The sequence below is a fragment of the Prevotella sp. tc2-28 genome, assembly GCF_900107705.1.
GTDB lineage: Bacteria > Bacteroidota > Bacteroidia > Bacteroidales > Bacteroidaceae > Prevotella.
In genome coordinates this window covers 115,557-130,799 of the sequence record NZ_FNRE01000004.1, presented here as the reverse complement: position 1 = coordinate 130,799, position 15,243 = coordinate 115,557, and the positions used below count along the sequence as shown (strand labels likewise).

Genomic DNA, 15,243 nt, shown 5'->3' with positions numbered 1-15,243 from the left:
TATTATCAACTAAAGTTTCACTTCGCCATACATACCAATCTTTACGAAGCCATCATTCTTGATAGCCACCTTAACGGCATATACCAGGTCGGCACGCTCGTCATCGGTAAGGATGGTCTTAGGCGTAAACTCAGAACGAGAAGATATCCAACTGATGGTGCCTGCATACTCTTTGCGCTGACTATCACCATAGTCGGCAAACACCTTTACCTTCTGCCCTATCTTGATGTTCTGCAACTGGACTGAGGTGACATAAGCACGCAGTTTCATCTGCTCAGTATTGGCAATCTTAAACAGAGGTTTGCCAACACTCACAAACTCACCCTGCTCCACATACTTATCAAGTATGGTTCCCTTGGTAGGTGTCATGATGTGACACTTGCGCAACATATCCAGCAACTGTGCTTTCTGCACATCAGCAGCTGCTGTCTGCTTGTTGAGAGACTGGATGCTGGTGCTCAATGATGATACCTGAGCATCCAACTGCTTCTGAAGCACCTTCACCTTACTCGTGGCATCATCAAACATCTTTGATGGAGCAGCTCCATCAGCAACGAGTTCTCTGTAGCGCTCCTCATCTTGCTGAGCCTTAGCCAACTGCTGGCGAGTGGCTGCAATCTGGCGCTCCATATCAGGTTTCTGGCTCTGGTACACAGCCTTGGTAGCATCAGTCTGCTTAATCTTGAGCCAAATCTGTGTGGTATCAATAAGTCCCACCTGGCGATTAGCCTCCATCTTGTCGCCCTCTTCCAAATCGAATGACAGCAATGCCCCACTCTGTTCAGCAAACACGGTTGTTTCGGTAGCCTCAAACGTACCTGTTGCATCGTAGTCTTTCTCATTACCTCCGCAGGATGCCATCATCAGCGCCAAACCTGCCAATACATATATCTTTTGCATAGTCTTAATTATTAGTCGTGTATTTATTATCATATATCTCTTTCAGCATTTCAATCTCATGTACAGACTGTTGCACGCAAGCAGCATGCTCCTGATTGATTTCGCGCACCAGGTCGTTCACGTCGATGATGCCGTGTGCCAGCTTCGACTCTGCCGCTTTTCTCACAGACTGTCGCAGCGAGATAATATCTCCGTCTTGAGCCATCAGCTTCTGATAGCGTGCAATGTTCTCGTGCTGCTGAATCTGTTCCAGGTTGTTATTGAAGAGGAATACCTCCCGGTTGTTTTCTGTCATATCACGCTGCAACTGCAGTTTTGCCTTGTCGTTCTTGCGAGTATAGAGGGCACCGATGTTCCACGTTACCCGTGCACCGACGATGCCGTTCAAGCTCCATTTGTGGCGCATCATATCCTCAAACATATTCAGGCCCGGATAACCGTAGAAGCCCTGAGCAAACACGCCTACCTTCGGCATCAGCGCTGCGTTGAGTGCTTTCTCCTGAGCATTCAGCACGCTGATCTGTGCATCCAGCGCCTTCAGTTCCGGACGACGGTTCTCGTTCCCGTTAGCGTTCCCGTTAATGTTTGGTTTCTGAACGCCCTTGACCTCTATGCCGCAGAATGTACTCAGCATGCGCTGTAACATCTGCTTCTGCGATGCCAGTTCGGTGGCTTTCTGTATCGCGTTAAGACGCTCTGCCTTCACATTCTGCAGGTCGCTCTCGGCTGCTGTGCCCCGTTTGGTCATCGACTCCAGTTTGCGTTCGTTGCCTGCCAACAATGTCTGTAGGTCATTGTTCAACTTTATCTGTTCTTCAAGCAACAGCAATCCGAAATACATCTCGTTGACACGCCTGCGAACATTATAAATATTCACTTCGTTCTGTGCTGTCTGCACCTTGCCCTGTTCACGAGCAATGCGCTTCTGACTGCCTATAACACCACCATCATAGATGGTCTGCTGTAAATCGATACCCACACGGTACTGGTCTTTCTTCAGTCCCTTAACATCGACGCCCATACCACTTAACATCGATTTCATACCATCAGGCCATGCCATCACATCGCTCTGATACGTTGCCTGTGCTGATGCCGATACTTGCGGTAGCCATCCCTTTTGGATGTTGGATACCGTCAACTGAGTGGTCTTCTCGATGAGTCCGTACTGTTGTATCAGCGGATAATTGCTCTCTGCTGCCTGCTGACATTCTTCCAGCGTCTGTCCCGACGCCAGCATCGGCAGCATCATCAAAACTAACATTAACTTTTTCATAGCAATTTTGTCATTGAATTCCGTATGCAAAACTACATCGTTATTTTCATATATGCGTTATCCACAGGGATGAAAAAATGTCCTTTTTGTTCGATTTATACATAAACAGAGCATTGTTTCGCGGAAAATGATTATCTTTGCCAACAAAAAAGGACGTATTATGAACAGACAACCGCAACTGATGGATGCCACACGAATGCGCGACATCCTCACACCACACCTCTCGCAGATCCGAGAGCATGTATTCATGAATAGCGAACTGGCAATGGTTCGCGGCGACAGCACGGTGTTCAGTCTGCTGATACGCCAAAAGCCACCTTTTACCATCAATGATCACCGTTTGGGCATCATCATGAACGGCGAGGCTGACATCAACATTAACCTACAAGACCGCCACCTTACGAGCGGCACACTCGTCTATATCGGTCCTGGCACCATCATCCATCCCAAGCGTCTGTCGCCCGACTTCCGCATCTTCGGAATGGGACTTTTTTCTAACTTCCCCATGCCCTTTGCGCAGGGACAGATGCCGTCGGCCTTCAATGGTCAGGTGCGTGATTTCCAAATACCCGCCAGTGAAGAAGATATTGCTACAGCCATACATATTATGGACACCATCTGGCAGGTGGTTCATGCCACCGCAGACTATCACCGTCCCACCGTCACAGCCCTCGTGGCAGCCCAGATGCACCACTACAACCAGCTGTTCCAGCAGCAGGTCGACCAACAGGCCAGCAGTCGTTCGACCGAGCAGACCATCTTCGATCGCTTCCTTCAACTGGTCACCCAGCATTGCACCGAGCATCATCAGATAGGCTATTACGCCGAGCGCATGTGTCTCACCGAGCGCTACCTGACTACCGTCATCCGCCAAACCAGCGGCACCACAGCCAAAGACTGGATAGACCGTGCCCTCATCACGCGTATAAAAATAGAACTGCGCCACACGGATAAACCTGCAGCACAGATTGCCGATGAGATGCATTTTGCCAATCCCTCATTCTTCTCAAAATACTTCCGTCGCCTCACCGGCATGACGCCAGGCAATTATAAAAGAGTATAAAGTACACCAACATCGGCAATCAAGATTTTTTAAGCACTATCTGCAAAATTGGTATATCATCAGCTAATTTGTGTAACACCAATATTAAATTATATGCGTACCTTTGCACCCAGAAACTTAAAACAAAAAAATAATGATAACGATGAAAAGATTGATTTTATTCCTTAGCGCCATGCTTTCATTGCTGAGCACAGACGCAACAGCCAAGACGCTTGTGGTATATTACAGCTATACAGGTAACTGCCGTGAGATAGTAAATACGCTGACCAGTCAGATAGAGGCTGACGTGCTGGAGATTCAGCCTGCTGAAAAGGGACTAAGGTACGAGGCAAACAATTATGCCCTTGGTACTCAGTTGCTGAATGCCATCAAGGCTAATCCCAACAATGCCAGCAGTTACCCAGCTATCGACCCTGTAACGACATCGCTCAGCGACTACCAGAACGTCATCATTGTCACCCCGTTGTGGTGGAGTCAGATGGCTGCCATCATGCAGTCTTACCTGTTTCAGAGAGCCTCTCAGATGGCAGGGAAACACGTCGGCATGATTGTGTCGAGTGCCAGCAGCGGCATCAGCGATGTGGTAAGTGATGCCGAGAGGTTATTGCCTCATGTCACGTGGATGGGTGAAGCTTTGTGGATTAACGCCAGCAACCACGGGAATCGTGCCTCGCTGATTGAAGACTGGCTCAAGACGCTTAATTTCGATAAAGCACAAACTACTATGGATAAGATGTATATCACTATCGGCGGACAGACGCAAAGCGTGACACTGGTCGATAATGACGCAACGCGCGAGTTGGTTGCTGCACTACAGAGCGCGCCCATCACGGTAACGCTCAACGACAACAATTTCGAGATTTGGGGGGCTTTGGGCAGATCGCTGACAACGAAAAATGAGCAGATGACAGCCCTACCCGGAGACATCGTGCTTTATAACGGCAGCAACATCTGTATCTTCTATGATTCAAACTCTTGGAGCTATACTCGTTTAGGACATATCGACGGACTGTCAGAGAGTGAACTACGCACTTTTCTCAAAGCAGGCCAAAACAACATCAGTGTGACACTTTCGCTTACTTCAGGTACGACCGCCATCAAGAGCGTCAATGGTAATCGTTTGGAAAATGGAGAATATTATTCTCTGAATGGCGTGAAAGTGGAGAACCCTTCAAAAGGGATATATGTCAAGAATGGTAAAAAAGTTATATTATGAGAAAAATATTCATCGCAATGCTGCTGGGCGGGATGCTCGTGGCGTGCAACAACAAACAAACTACTAATAACAATATGAAACATGAACTGGAATTGACTCAGGAGTGGGACAAGGTGTTCCCGCTGAGCGAAAAGGTGAACCACCAAAAGGTGACGTTTAAGACACAGTATGGGCTGACTTTAGCTGCCGACCTTTATATTCCGAAGGATAGCAAAGGTAAGATGGCAGCCATCGCCGTCTCTGGTCCTTTCGGAGCCGTCAAGGAGCAGTGCAGTGGACTCTATGCCATGAAGATGGCAGAGCGTGGTTTCGTGGCACTGGCTTTCGACCCTTCTTATACGGGTGAAAGTAGCGGTGAACCGCGTCGCACGGCTTCACCCGACATCAATACCGAGGACTTTATGGCTGCTGTCGATTTCCTGTCGAAGCAAGACAATGTGGATGCCGAGAAGATTGGCATCATCGGTATCTGCGGATGGGGTGGCATAGCACTTAATGCTGCCGCTACCGATACTCGCATCAAGGCAACCGTAGCCTCAACGATGTATGATATGACGCGTGTCAGCGGCAACGACTACAACGATGCTTTCGATAACGAACAGTGGCGCCACAGAAACCGTGAGAACCTTTCAAAACAACGCCTCACCGACCCTAACGCGATGGCAGGCGGTGTGCTGGACACCGTGCCACCACAGGCACCCCGTTTCGTGCACGACTACTACGACTACTATAAGACCCCACGTGGCTATCACAAGCGCTCGGGCAACTCTAACGACGGCTGGCGTGTCATCGGTACGCAGGCCTATGCCAACAGCCGATTCCTCTACTACATCAACGAGATCCGATCGGCCGTTCTCGTGATGCACGGTGCTGACGCCCACTCACGCTACTTTGGCGAGGCTGCCTATCACTATATGGTGGATGGCAAAGCTGAGGGTTACAAGTTTGTTGGTGAGCCAAATCCCAATCCCGAGAACAAGCAGCTGCTCATCATACCAGATGCCTCTCACTGCGACCTCTACGATGGCGGCTACGAAGAAAAGGCAGGACAAGGGCAGTCCAAGAACATGATTCCTTGGGACACATTGGCAGAGTTCTTTACGAAGAATTTGAAGTAATATGAGAAGATTATTTTTTGCTATATTAATCATGATGACTATGGTAACAGCAAACGGTCAGACGCTGACCGAGCGTCAGCGGGGATTGGCAGCATGTGCCTGCCTGATGGCACAGGGTGATATGAACCGTTTGGAGACTGCCGTACGCATGGCACTCGACAATGGTGTAACCGTCAACGAGCTGAAGGAGGCTTTCTCACAACTCTATGCCTACACGGGTTTTCCGCGTTCGCTGAATGCACTTGGAGTGCTGAGTAAGGTATTGGAAGCCTCCCCTCGGGGAGGTTTGGAGGGGGTCTGGCAGGAGGGCAAGCCTTGGACACGCCCCGCAGAATGGGACGATGCCAAGAAGGCCTACGAACTGGGTACCAAGAACCAGACGCAGCTCTCAGGAAAGCCCTTCAACTACGAGTTCTGTCCGCAGGATGACTACTACCTGAAGTCCCACCTCTTTGGTGACATCTTCGCTGGCGACCAGCTCTCTGCTGCCGATCGCGAGATAGTTACCGTTGCTGCTCTGAGCGGTTTGGAAGGCGTTGCCCCACAACTCGCCGCCCACAAGCAGGGTGCCGTAAATATGGGTAACTCGCAGCAACTAGTGGATGAACTCTGCGCATGGCTCTGCAAAGAGGGCTACACCCTAAGCACAAAATGGCCCAAAGGCGATCCTAATCCTTACGGCAAGTACTTCATAGGCCAGAGCTATCTGGCTGATGTTGGTGGTGGCGTGATGAACGTTACTTTCGAACCGGGTTGCCGTAACAACTGGCACATCCATCACAAGCAAGTGCAGGTGTTGATTTGCGTTGCAGGTCGCGGCTGGTATCAGGAATGGGGCAAGGAAGCCGTCGAAATGACTCCCGGCACCGTCATCGCCATCCCTGCCGAGGTGAAGCACTGGCACGGAGCACAGAAAGACTCATGGTTCCAGCACCTTACCTATCATAAGGATGTTCAAGAAGGTGCTTCAAACGAGTGGTGTGAGCCAGTAGATGATGCTACATATGATGCACTGAATAATAATTGCTGTAACAAATGATGTTTTACTTCGGCTGCAGACTCAGGCGGTATTCGCTGGGGGATTGACCGAGGTGCTTGGTGCAATAGCGGCTGAAGTAAGAGAGCGACGTGAAGTTCATCAGGTCGGCTATTTGGGTGAGGGACAGGCGTTCATCATTCAGATAGTCTTTCAATATAGGTACGGTGTGTCGGTCGATGTATGAGGTGACACTGTGTCCTGTCACACGTTTGATGGTGGCAGAAAGATATTTGGGCGTTACGTTCAGCCGTTCGGCATAGTAGCTCACATCACGCTCCGTTCGGCTGATGCCCGTAGCCAGCAGAGCCATCAGTTGTTTCACGATGTAGGCTGTGCGGTCGGTATGGGTGTCTGTTGCATCACGTTGGGCATGGGCCTCGAAGATGTCGTACATCATCGTCAGACAGAGACTGCCCATCAGTTCGCGATAGAACTGCAAATGGCTGTCGTCCATGCGGTCACGAAGACGATGGAAGTCATCAAGCAGATGTCGTGCTTGTTCATTTGTCAGTTTGATAACGGGGTCTTGATTCAGGGAGATACTGCCACCGATGCTGTAGTTGTTCGATGGCAGCAGGTTCTGTAGGAACTTGTAATCGGCAGCAAACCACTCCACCTGCAAGTCATCATGTGCCGCCAGATTGCTGATACGATCAGGCATCGGTATCACCACCATGTCGTTTTTGATAATGTGGTAGCAATGCTCGTTGAACACAAAACTTGCCTCACCTGCCAAGCAAAGCAGGTGCATGCAGGTGTGGCTCAACTCACGGGCATTCATCCCGTAGAAGTCTGTGGAATATTGAAAATCTGCTTTCATGGCTGATAAAGATACACAATCATTTATACATAAGCGACAGGCAAGACGCTTCCACTTGGCTTTATGTCGTCTCTACAGAAAAACCATGCTTTCTTGCATGTGCCGCAAAGTCGGGGGGTGTTATGGTAACTCCATTGCGTGCAGACGGCAAACTCAACACCGTCGCCAGAACGAAGAATGGAAGAAGTATCATCAAAGAATCGCTGTCCTTTATAATTCTTCTGTCTCAAATAATCTAAAGACCGTATCACACCGCATGAACCTTGCAGTAATGGATCGAAGACGCGTTCCAATTCGGAGAATGTCATCTCAGGATGCTGACTAACATACGCCTTGACTACCTCAAACACAAACCTGTTTGCAGCAAGAAAAGGACTGCCGTTTAATGAATATTTTGCTGGCTTACCAGCAGGCTTCTTGCTTACATTTATTGATATAGTCGAAAGACTCATGTCACGAATTGACGAAACTGAGGGAAGAGGAGCACCTTTCAAGACCGTCTTTGGCAAGACGGAAATAGTAAGACCTGACATAATCTCCTCAATTTCTTCTTCTGAAAAAGAGTCCTTGCAGTCATTCTTCAGATATTGTTTCAGCTTGTCAGCCACAATTGCCTCTCCATTGGCAACAAGATACTTCTGAGCCTCAATTTTCTTCAACTCCTGCTGCTTTTCTGATATCCGCTTCTCACAGAACTCGGTAAGTGAATTAGATGAAAAGCTGTCCTTTCCAAACAACTCTACAAACAGTTCGCCAAACTTGTTGTTTAGTTCTAGCGGAATTATTAGAACAGAAACAGCCTCAGTACTCTCTGGCTTGTCATAGAACAGCTCAATGTGCTCACCGATATATACGCCAAACTTTATTTTTCGCTGACGCATATATGATTCCAATTGTTGTATCTCTCTTTGGCTGATAGAATGAATTGGCCGCTTCACTTCGATAACAAACAGCTCCTCTCCATCCCTTTTCATCAATATATCTGGCTGGATGAAATTGTTGTTCCCTATTGGTATATTCGGTTTGTGGCATATCTCCCCTCTATATTTTGCCCATCCAAGCAGTTGGAATTGAGTTTCAATCAAACGATGATATTCATTCTCGTCCACATCTCGCTGTTGAGCATCACACAAATCATACACAAACTGGTTCCACTTCTCTGTCATAATCTTTGCCTTTAAGATTGTAAGTTAATCGTCTGCAAAATTACACAATAATTCATAAACAAACGAACGATTTAGGCAAAAAGTGAAAATCGTGAAGTGATTTGTGAAACCAAAGTACTGGAAAATCGTCGTACCTTTGCAGTCGAAAATTATAATCAACAATAACGATATGGATTTCAGAATGCAAGACCGCATGGAGTTGAAGGCTTTAGTAGATTTCTATGCAACAGAGAGTGACAAGAACAATCAGGACTGCTATGTAGAGATTTTCCGTCCTGACATCAAGTTGAACGTGTATTTCGGTGGCAAACTTGGTATGAGCGCTAATGATGTACATGACATGATTCGTCAGTACAAGGCTTTCGGTGCCGCCAAGGTGTCTTTTCACATGAACGGACAACAAAGCGTGGACTTCATTGACGATACACATGCCACAGGTACTTGCTACGCGCTGGCAACACTGGTGACAGAGCAGGACGGCAAAGATGTATTGACAACTCATGCAGTACGTTATTACGATAAATATGAGAAGATTGACGGCCGCTGGTGGATTAGTGAGCGTGAGCAGCATTTTGAGTGGTCAACAAATCAGGCTTTGGGATAGTTGATAGTTGAAAATTGAAAAGTTATGGAATATCCAAAAGGTTATGTTTTTGAATTGATGGCGAAAGGCGGCCCTACTGATGTCAGGGAGCCATATTTCATGGAGGCCATAGACGAGATGATGCGTGCACGTGTGCTGTGTGCAAAAGCTAATGCCAAGATGCCCGATGACCCCACTTACGTAGAAGACTTGGAAGAGCTGTTTGGACGCAAGCTGGACGATGTGAGAATCCTCACACCTTTCATCTGTGACTTCGGCAATAGGGTGAAGATGGGTAAAGGTGTGTTTATCAACCACTCGGCAATTCTCAGTGCATCAGGCGGCATAGAGTTCGAGGATGGTGTACAGGTTGCTCCGGGAGTCAGAATAGCAACTATCAACCACGACTTCAATGAGCGTCACACTAAGTACACCTACGGCAAGGTGACCATCAAAAAGAATGCCTGGATAGGCATGAATGTTACGATATGTCCGGGTGTGACCATCGGCGAAAATGCCATAGTGGCTGCTGGCGCAGTAGTTACAAAAGATGTAGCTCCCAACACCATTGTTGGCGGCAATCCTGCAAAGTTTATAAAGAGTATATAAAATGAATATTAAGAGTATTTTTATAGCCGCAATAGCATTGCTTGTATCCACGGCTTGCAGCGGCGGCGCAAAACAGGAGAAAGTTATGAATAAGGACGGAAAAGCATTGGTAGTGTTCTTCTCGCATGCGGGAGACAACTACGCAGTAGGAAACATTGAGGTGGGCAACACAAAGATTGTGGCAGACTACATCACAGAGTTGACGGGTGCAGAGCAGTTTGAAATCGTGACCCACAAGTATGACGGAATGGCTTATAACCCACTCATTCAGCTGGCAAAGGAAGAGGCCAGGAAGGGTGAACTGCCTGAGTATGAGGGCGACGTGGATATGAACAAGTATGACGTTGTTTTCATCGGTGGCCCCGTCTGGTGGGGCACCTATCCACAAGTAATGTTCACGTTCTTCAAGAAGCATGCTAACGACCTGAAGGGTAAGACCGTTATTCCTTTCACCACTCACGAGGGCAGCGGACTGGCCAACTGTGTAGAGGATGTGAAGGATGCATTCCCTGGTGCAAATGTCACAAAGGGCTTCAGCATCTACGGTCACGAAGTGCGCACGGAGAAGAAAAAGGTTGAGAAATGGCTGAGAAGCCTCACCCTCATCCCCCTTCCGAATGGCGAGGGGAGTAAATAGCCAAATCATTAAATCAATTGTAAATGGTAAATCGTCAAATTGTAAATCAATAATATGGAATACATTACATTATCAAACGGTGTCAAGATGCCGAGATTGGGCTACGGTGTATTTTTGGTAAGTCCTGAAGAGTGTGAGCGTTGTGTGAGCGATGCTTTGAGTGTGGGTTATCGCCTGATTGATACGGCACAGGCCTACCAGAATGAGGAAGGTGTTGGCAATGCCTGGCGCAAGAGTGGACTGAAGCGCGAAGACTTGTTCCTTGTAACAAAGGTATGGATATCCAATGCTGGCGAGGAAAAAGCTGCTAAGAGCATCGACGAGAGTCTGCGCAAGTTGCAGACGGAGTATATCGACCTGCTGCTCATCCATCAAGCCTACGGCGATGTGTTCGGTACTTGGAGGGCTATGGAGAAGGCTTATCGTGCTGGCAAGGTGCGTGCCATCGGTGTCAGCAACTTCCAGGCTGGCCGTTTCTTCGACTTTGCCCACTATGTAGATGTGAAACCGATGGTGAACCAATTGGAATGCAACACCCTCTCTCAGCAGACGGGCATTGAGCCGATTCATGGCGAGTTTGGCACCAAGATGATGGCTTGGTATCCACTCGGCGGACAAGGCACTGACGGCATCGTAAAGAGCGAATTACTGGCTTCTATTGGTGCCAAGTACAACAAGACCGCTGCTCAGGTAGCCCTCCGCTGGCTCACCCAGCGCGGCATCGTGGCTATTCCTAAGTCGAGCCATAAAGAGCGCATGGCGCAGAATATCGACATCTTCAACTTCTCGCTGAGCGATGACGATATGGCTCAGATTGCCAAGATGAACCTGCACGATGCAGGAACCAGAAATTTCGGTGACCCGCAGTTTGTGAAGTACTTGATTAAGAATTACGGATAGAAAGGAGGATATCGTTTCCTAAGGCGAAGGCATTTTTCCTAAACTATTATAATATTTACAGCAAAAATAGTTGTTTTGCGGCAAAAATAAGTAACTTTGCGGACATATTTTATTGTATCTATGAGAAAAGTAAGCTTTATTTTGGCAGCAGCCATGTTGATGGCGTCAGCTGGGGCGCTGGCTCAGCAGGCATCAAAGGTGTATCTCACAAGGGAGATTTCACCAGAGTCGTTGGTAAAAATCTACAAGGCACTTGGCGTTGAAGCCAAGGGTCGTGTGGCAGTGAAAATGTCAACAGGCGAAGGCAGCAATCCCAACTACCTGAAACCTGAACTGGTGAAAAACCTGATATGGGAGGTGGACGGCACCATCGTAGAATGTAACACCGCCTACAGCAGTGGTGCAGGAAACGAGCAGGATGACCGCAACTCTTCAGCCAACCATTGGAAGGTGATCAAGCGTCACGGCTTCACAAAGTATTTCCCTGTAGATATCATGGACGAATACGACGAGATACGCATTCCCGTGAAAGACCAGTCACACATCAAGTACGACATCGTAGGCGGACACATGGCCAACTACGACTTCATGATTGCCCTCAATCACTTCAAGGGGCATCCTATGGGTGGCTATGGTGGTGCGTTAAAAAATCTCTCCATCGGCTGTGCCAGTCAGAACGGCAAGGCTTACATCCACTCTGCCGGCAAGATGGAGAAACTGGATATGGGCAAGTTGTGGACACCAGAGTTCATCGGTAATCAGGACGGATTCCTCGAAAGTATGGCAGCTGCCGCGCAAGCTGTGGTGAACTACTTCAACAAGAAGCAGGGCATCATCTACATCAGTGTCATGAACAACATGTCAATAGACTGCGACTGCGTGGATCATCCCGAACCCGTAAAACTGGAGGACTATGGCATCCTCGCCTCTACTGACCCTGTAGCGCTCGACCAGGCCTGCATCGACATCATCAACCAACAGAAGGTGACAACCAAGAACGACCCTACCGATTTGCTGAAGCGCATCGACAAGCAGCATGGCACACACACTATCGACCATGCAGCCCAGATTGGCCTTGGATCCAAGAAGTATGAGTTGGTGAATTTGGAGTAGCACCGCTCTCGGCTGAGAGGTTTGAACTATCAAGTAACAAACAAACTGCTGATAACGATATGGACGAGAAGTTGCTTCAAATGAGTGGTGTGAGCCTGTAACGGATGAAATATATGACATCATAAACAATGAACGCAATGAATACTAATAAGAAAAATAGTTGGACAAAGGGGCTATTGACGGCGGTATTCGTAATAGGTGGTACCCTCAACTTTACATCGTGTGCCGTAAACGACAATCAGGGTGAGAACAAAGGCCGTCAGTACACGAATGAAGTATACGCCTTCCTAAAAGCCAACGAGCGCGAAACGATTGACGCAACAGCTGCCAAGCGTTACCAGACCTCATGGAGTGACTGGAAAAAGACCATTAAGAGATAAAGAACAACGGAACAATCGGATATAAAAAGAAGACGCTGAAATTCAACGTCTTCTTTTTGTAGTCGATAGGGGAATCGAACCCCTATGCCAAGATTGAGAATCTTGTATCCTAACCATTAGATGAATCGACCAACGTTAGGTGCACTCTCAGAGAAAATCCCACCGGCTGCGGAAGGAGGGGGATTCGAACCCCCGGTACGGGAACCCGTACGGCAGTTTAGCAAACTGCTGGTTTCAGCCACTCACCCATCCTTCCAAAGGACTTAGGAGTCAGAAACCGTGGGGTTATCTCCTTGATTGCGGGTGCAAAGGTACGACTATTTTTTCAACCTTGCAAATTTTTTCGCTACTTTTTTTTCGTGTTCCCTCATTTTTCTCTTTTTCCTGAGCGGAATACGGGACTCGAACCCGCGACCCTCGGCTTGGGAAGCCAATGCTCTACCAACTGAGCTAATTCCGCATAACCCCCATAAAGGGCGTCAGGAGAAGAAAAAAAGTCAGAACTGGAAGGTCCTGACTCTATTCTTGGAGATTGAGAGAGCCGATAGCCGGACTCGAACCGGCGACCCACGCATTACGAATGCGTTGCTCTACCAACTGAGCCATATCGGCAACTTTTCAATGATCTCTTGCTCAAAAGCGGTGCAAAGGTAATACTTTTTTCTGTAACTGCAAAATATTTGCTTAAAAAGTTTCGTAGATTATAAAAATGAAATATTCGTGAGCAATCGTTTACGACTGTGCGCCCACACAGCGTTTTTTTAATAAAATTCCTTTATAAAAGTTTTGGCGGAACGAAAAAAAATAGTACTTTTGCATCCGTTATCCTGAAAACAATCTTTTTACCTTAAGAAAAAGGACTAATACCTATTGAAGATAATGGAGCGATTGCCTGTGAGGGTCATCGCTTTATTTTTTTGATGATTTTCTTGGTAGTTTCGTGGATTTTTAGTAATTTTGCAGCCGATTTGGTCTGTTGTGGCTCAAAGAAGTTGTTGCACGACGCGACACGCCACGCAGAAAACCCGTTAAACAATTAATAAATAATGTACGCAATTGTAGAAATCAACGGTCAGCAGTTTAAGGTTGAGGAGGGCAAGAAACTCTTCGTAAACCACATGAAGGACGTGGAAGCCGGTAAAACTGTTGAATTCGACAAGGTACTGCTTGTCGACAAAGAAGGCTCAGTACAGGTAGGCGCACCCACCGTAAGCGGTGCTAAGGTAGTATGCGAAGTGGTTAATCCACTCGTAAAGGGTGAGAAGGTTATCGTTTTCAAGATGAAGCGTCGTAAGGACTCTCGCAAGCGCAACGGTCACCGTCAGCAATACACCCAGGTAGAAGTTAAATCAGTAATCGCTTAAAATTAGGAGGAACAAGAAATGGCACATAAGAAAGGTGTAGGTAGTTCTAAGAACGGCCGTGAGTCAGCAGCTCAGCGACTGGGCGTGAAGATTTTTGGCGGTCAGAAGGTCATCGCAGGCAACATCATCGTTCGCCAGCGTGGTTCTAAGCACAATGCCGGCGAGAACGTAGCTATGGGTAAAGATGATACCCTGTATGCTCTCGTTGACGGAACAGTACAGTTCCACAAAGGCAAGCGTGACAAGAGCTATGTTTCAGTAATACCTGAAGCACAGGCCTAAGAGAACAAAAACATAATTTATTCCAAACAAAGAAGGGAGCTCGATGAGAGTTCCCTTTCTTCTTGCCCTCAAATCGAGAACAAAAAAAATTGATTGTCTCACGACAACCAATCTTTAAAATTAACCTTAATAATCTAATACCATGAAAAACACATTGCAAATATAGCAATAGTTTTTAATTTTTGCACCAATTTATTTCTAAAAAAGAGAAATATTAACATTACTTAAACCTATAATTCTCCCATTTAAGCATCATTAACTTTTTATCCACCTCTTTTTGTTCTTCTGAGGCAGGTTTGTCAAGTAGCGACGAACTGGTCAGTGTCAATGTGGGTTCATGCTCGTCCAAGGAAGCCGTGAACATCCAGTCGGGCAAAGTAACATACTGTTTTGTATTCAACTTACGCCACTTCAAGGAATAGAATTCCACCTGACTGTCTTTGAACACAGCACCATAGGTTCTAACCACGCAGAGGATTTTCTTCATACTATCCACAGGCTGGCTGACATCGAGCAGGCGCATTTCCATCAGCGAACCTTCACTGAGTGCCAGACGGGCATAGTCGTCGGACATTCTCAACATCTCACTCTTTCCCTCGTACAAGTTGCGTACCTCTGCCTTCATCTTCGAATCGATGAAATCAATCATATCGAGGCGATTGTTCTCGGAAAGATACGGTACGATATTGACAGGCATCTGCTTAAACACCTGACTCATGGTTTGTGCCGATGAGCCAAGTGTCAGTAGAAGGGATAGGGCAATAAACAGTCTTCTCATAT

At 47.4% G+C, this 15,243-nt stretch carries 17 protein-coding genes and 4 tRNA genes; 12 read left to right on the top strand and 9 right to left on the bottom strand.

The features are described 5' to 3' along the window. Positions 1–9: 9 nt before the first annotated feature. Both BLU47_RS05025 and BLU47_RS05020 read right to left on the bottom strand, forming a co-directional pair. Complete coding sequence (locus tag BLU47_RS05025; protein ID WP_091959296.1) at positions 10–900, bottom strand: HlyD family secretion protein; 891 nt, start codon at positions 898–900, stop codon at positions 10–12. 4 nt (positions 901–904) lie between these two features. Further along, positions 905–2,173, bottom strand: a complete 1,269-nt coding sequence (locus BLU47_RS05020; protein WP_176780459.1) for a TolC family protein — start codon at positions 2,171–2,173, stop codon at positions 905–907. A 160-nt stretch (positions 2,174–2,333) separates the two neighbouring features. On the opposite strand from BLU47_RS05020, the gene BLU47_RS05015 reads away from it, so the two are divergent. The 4 genes from BLU47_RS05015 (at position 2,334) to BLU47_RS05000 (ending at position 6,609) form a co-directional block, all read left to right on the top strand. Further along, the gene (locus tag BLU47_RS05015) at positions 2,334–3,236 is read left to right on the top strand and encodes a helix-turn-helix domain-containing protein (RefSeq protein ID WP_176780458.1); all 903 of its coding nucleotides are present in this window, start codon (positions 2,334–2,336) and stop codon (positions 3,234–3,236) included. Positions 3,237–3,378: 142 nt separating this feature from the next. Beyond that, positions 3,379–4,452, top strand: coding sequence for a cyclophilin-like fold protein (locus tag BLU47_RS05010; protein ID WP_091959632.1), 1,074 nt, complete (start codon positions 3,379–3,381; stop codon positions 4,450–4,452). After that, entirely contained in the window at positions 4,449–5,570 is a 1,122-nt protein-coding gene (locus tag BLU47_RS05005; RefSeq protein ID WP_369796964.1) for an alpha/beta hydrolase, read from the top strand. The genes BLU47_RS05010 and BLU47_RS05005 overlap by 4 nt, the downstream gene beginning before the upstream one ends. A 1-nt stretch (position 5,571) precedes the next feature. Next, complete coding sequence (locus BLU47_RS05000) at positions 5,572–6,609, top strand: carboxymuconolactone decarboxylase family protein (protein ID WP_091959291.1); 1,038 nt, start codon at positions 5,572–5,574, stop codon at positions 6,607–6,609. Between the two features lie 4 nt (positions 6,610–6,613). On the opposite strand, the gene BLU47_RS04995 is transcribed toward BLU47_RS05000, so the two are convergent. Both BLU47_RS04995 and BLU47_RS04990 read right to left on the bottom strand, forming a co-directional pair. Further along, positions 6,614–7,429 (bottom strand): helix-turn-helix domain-containing protein, encoded by an 816-nt coding sequence (locus tag BLU47_RS04995; protein WP_255402093.1) that lies wholly within the window; start codon positions 7,427–7,429, stop codon positions 6,614–6,616. A 23-nt stretch (positions 7,430–7,452) separates the two neighbouring features. Further along, positions 7,453–8,595 carry a PDDEXK family nuclease gene (locus BLU47_RS04990; protein WP_091959288.1) on the bottom strand — a complete coding sequence of 381 codons (1,143 nt, stop codon included), beginning with the start codon at positions 8,593–8,595 and terminating at the stop codon, positions 7,453–7,455. Positions 8,596–8,764: 169 nt separating this feature from the next. Here BLU47_RS04990 and BLU47_RS04985 point away from each other — a divergent pair, with 169 nt between their 5' ends. The 6 genes from BLU47_RS04985 to BLU47_RS04960 all read left to right on the top strand — a co-directional run bounded on the left by BLU47_RS04985 (position 8,765) and on the right by BLU47_RS04960 (position 12,817). Then, positions 8,765–9,199, top strand: coding sequence for a nuclear transport factor 2 family protein (locus BLU47_RS04985; protein WP_091959285.1), 435 nt, complete (start codon positions 8,765–8,767; stop codon positions 9,197–9,199). A gap of 24 nt (positions 9,200–9,223) precedes the next feature. Beyond that, positions 9,224–9,787: a DapH/DapD/GlmU-related protein gene (locus BLU47_RS04980; protein WP_091959282.1), complete on the top strand. Its 564-nt coding sequence runs from the start codon at positions 9,224–9,226 to the stop codon at positions 9,785–9,787. Between the two features lie 85 nt (positions 9,788–9,872). Then, on the top strand, positions 9,873–10,424 hold the full coding sequence (locus BLU47_RS04975; RefSeq protein WP_255402092.1) for a flavodoxin: 552 nt from the start codon (positions 9,873–9,875) through the stop codon (positions 10,422–10,424). Positions 10,425–10,478: 54 nt separating this feature from the next. Next, complete coding sequence (locus tag BLU47_RS04970; protein WP_091959278.1) at positions 10,479–11,324, top strand: aldo/keto reductase; 846 nt, start codon at positions 10,479–10,481, stop codon at positions 11,322–11,324. Between the two features lie 120 nt (positions 11,325–11,444). Then, entirely contained in the window at positions 11,445–12,437 is a 993-nt protein-coding gene (locus tag BLU47_RS04965) for a DUF362 domain-containing protein (RefSeq protein WP_091959275.1), read from the top strand. A gap of 128 nt (positions 12,438–12,565) precedes the next feature. Next, complete coding sequence (locus BLU47_RS04960; RefSeq protein ID WP_091959272.1) at positions 12,566–12,817, top strand: hypothetical protein; 252 nt, start codon at positions 12,566–12,568, stop codon at positions 12,815–12,817. Positions 12,818–12,876: 59 nt separating this feature from the next. Here BLU47_RS04960 and BLU47_RS04955 read toward each other — a convergent pair. From BLU47_RS04955 to BLU47_RS04940, 4 genes are all read right to left on the bottom strand, one after another. Further along, positions 12,877–12,948: transfer RNA gene (locus BLU47_RS04955), tRNA-Glu, on the bottom strand. Positions 12,949–12,986: 38 nt separating this feature from the next. After that, a tRNA-Ser gene (locus tag BLU47_RS04950) sits at positions 12,987–13,073 on the bottom strand. Between the two features lie 131 nt (positions 13,074–13,204). Then, positions 13,205–13,277, bottom strand: a tRNA-Gly gene (locus tag BLU47_RS04945). A 79-nt stretch (positions 13,278–13,356) separates the two neighbouring features. Next, positions 13,357–13,429 (bottom strand) — tRNA-Thr (locus BLU47_RS04940). Between the two features lie 434 nt (positions 13,430–13,863). Here BLU47_RS04940 and rplU point away from each other — a divergent pair. Together rplU and rpmA are read left to right on the top strand one after the other, a co-directional pair. Beyond that, on the top strand, positions 13,864–14,181 hold the full coding sequence (gene rplU, locus BLU47_RS04935; protein WP_091959270.1) for a 50S ribosomal protein L21: 318 nt from the start codon (positions 13,864–13,866) through the stop codon (positions 14,179–14,181). Between the two features lie 18 nt (positions 14,182–14,199). After that, the gene (gene rpmA / locus BLU47_RS04930) at positions 14,200–14,463 is read left to right on the top strand and encodes a 50S ribosomal protein L27 (RefSeq protein ID WP_091959267.1); all 264 of its coding nucleotides are present in this window, start codon (positions 14,200–14,202) and stop codon (positions 14,461–14,463) included. A gap of 220 nt (positions 14,464–14,683) precedes the next feature. On the opposite strand, the gene BLU47_RS04925 is transcribed toward rpmA, so the two are convergent. After that, complete coding sequence (locus BLU47_RS04925; RefSeq protein ID WP_091959264.1) at positions 14,684–15,241, bottom strand: DUF3256 family protein; 558 nt, start codon at positions 15,239–15,241, stop codon at positions 14,684–14,686. Positions 15,242–15,243: the final 2 nt, after the last annotated feature.

Coding starts and splice junctions, on each gene's coding strand:
- BLU47_RS05025 (WP_091959296.1), bottom strand. CDS start 900: ATGCAAAAGATATATGTATTGGCAGGTTTGGCGCTGATGATGGCATCC.
- BLU47_RS05020 (WP_176780459.1), bottom strand. CDS start 2,173: ATGAAAAAGTTAATGTTAGTTTTGATGATGCTGCCGATGCTGGCGTCG.
- BLU47_RS05015 (WP_176780458.1), top strand. CDS start 2,334: ATGAACAGACAACCGCAACTGATGGATGCCACACGAATGCGCGACATC.
- BLU47_RS05010 (WP_091959632.1), top strand. CDS start 3,379: ATGAAAAGATTGATTTTATTCCTTAGCGCCATGCTTTCATTGCTGAGC.
- BLU47_RS05005 (WP_369796964.1), top strand. CDS start 4,449: ATGAGAAAAATATTCATCGCAATGCTGCTGGGCGGGATGCTCGTGGCG.
- BLU47_RS05000 (WP_091959291.1), top strand. CDS start 5,572: ATGAGAAGATTATTTTTTGCTATATTAATCATGATGACTATGGTAACA.
- BLU47_RS04995 (WP_255402093.1), bottom strand. CDS start 7,429: ATGAAAGCAGATTTTCAATATTCCACAGACTTCTACGGGATGAATGCC.
- BLU47_RS04990 (WP_091959288.1), bottom strand. CDS start 8,595: ATGACAGAGAAGTGGAACCAGTTTGTGTATGATTTGTGTGATGCTCAA.
- BLU47_RS04985 (WP_091959285.1), top strand. CDS start 8,765: ATGGATTTCAGAATGCAAGACCGCATGGAGTTGAAGGCTTTAGTAGAT.
- BLU47_RS04980 (WP_091959282.1), top strand. CDS start 9,224: ATGGAATATCCAAAAGGTTATGTTTTTGAATTGATGGCGAAAGGCGGC.
- BLU47_RS04975 (WP_255402092.1), top strand. CDS start 9,873: ATGAATAAGGACGGAAAAGCATTGGTAGTGTTCTTCTCGCATGCGGGA.
- BLU47_RS04970 (WP_091959278.1), top strand. CDS start 10,479: ATGGAATACATTACATTATCAAACGGTGTCAAGATGCCGAGATTGGGC.
- BLU47_RS04965 (WP_091959275.1), top strand. CDS start 11,445: ATGAGAAAAGTAAGCTTTATTTTGGCAGCAGCCATGTTGATGGCGTCA.
- BLU47_RS04960 (WP_091959272.1), top strand. CDS start 12,566: ATGAACGCAATGAATACTAATAAGAAAAATAGTTGGACAAAGGGGCTA.
- rplU (WP_091959270.1), top strand. CDS start 13,864: ATGTACGCAATTGTAGAAATCAACGGTCAGCAGTTTAAGGTTGAGGAG.
- rpmA (WP_091959267.1), top strand. CDS start 14,200: ATGGCACATAAGAAAGGTGTAGGTAGTTCTAAGAACGGCCGTGAGTCA.
- BLU47_RS04925 (WP_091959264.1), bottom strand. CDS start 15,241: ATGAGAAGACTGTTTATTGCCCTATCCCTTCTACTGACACTTGGCTCA.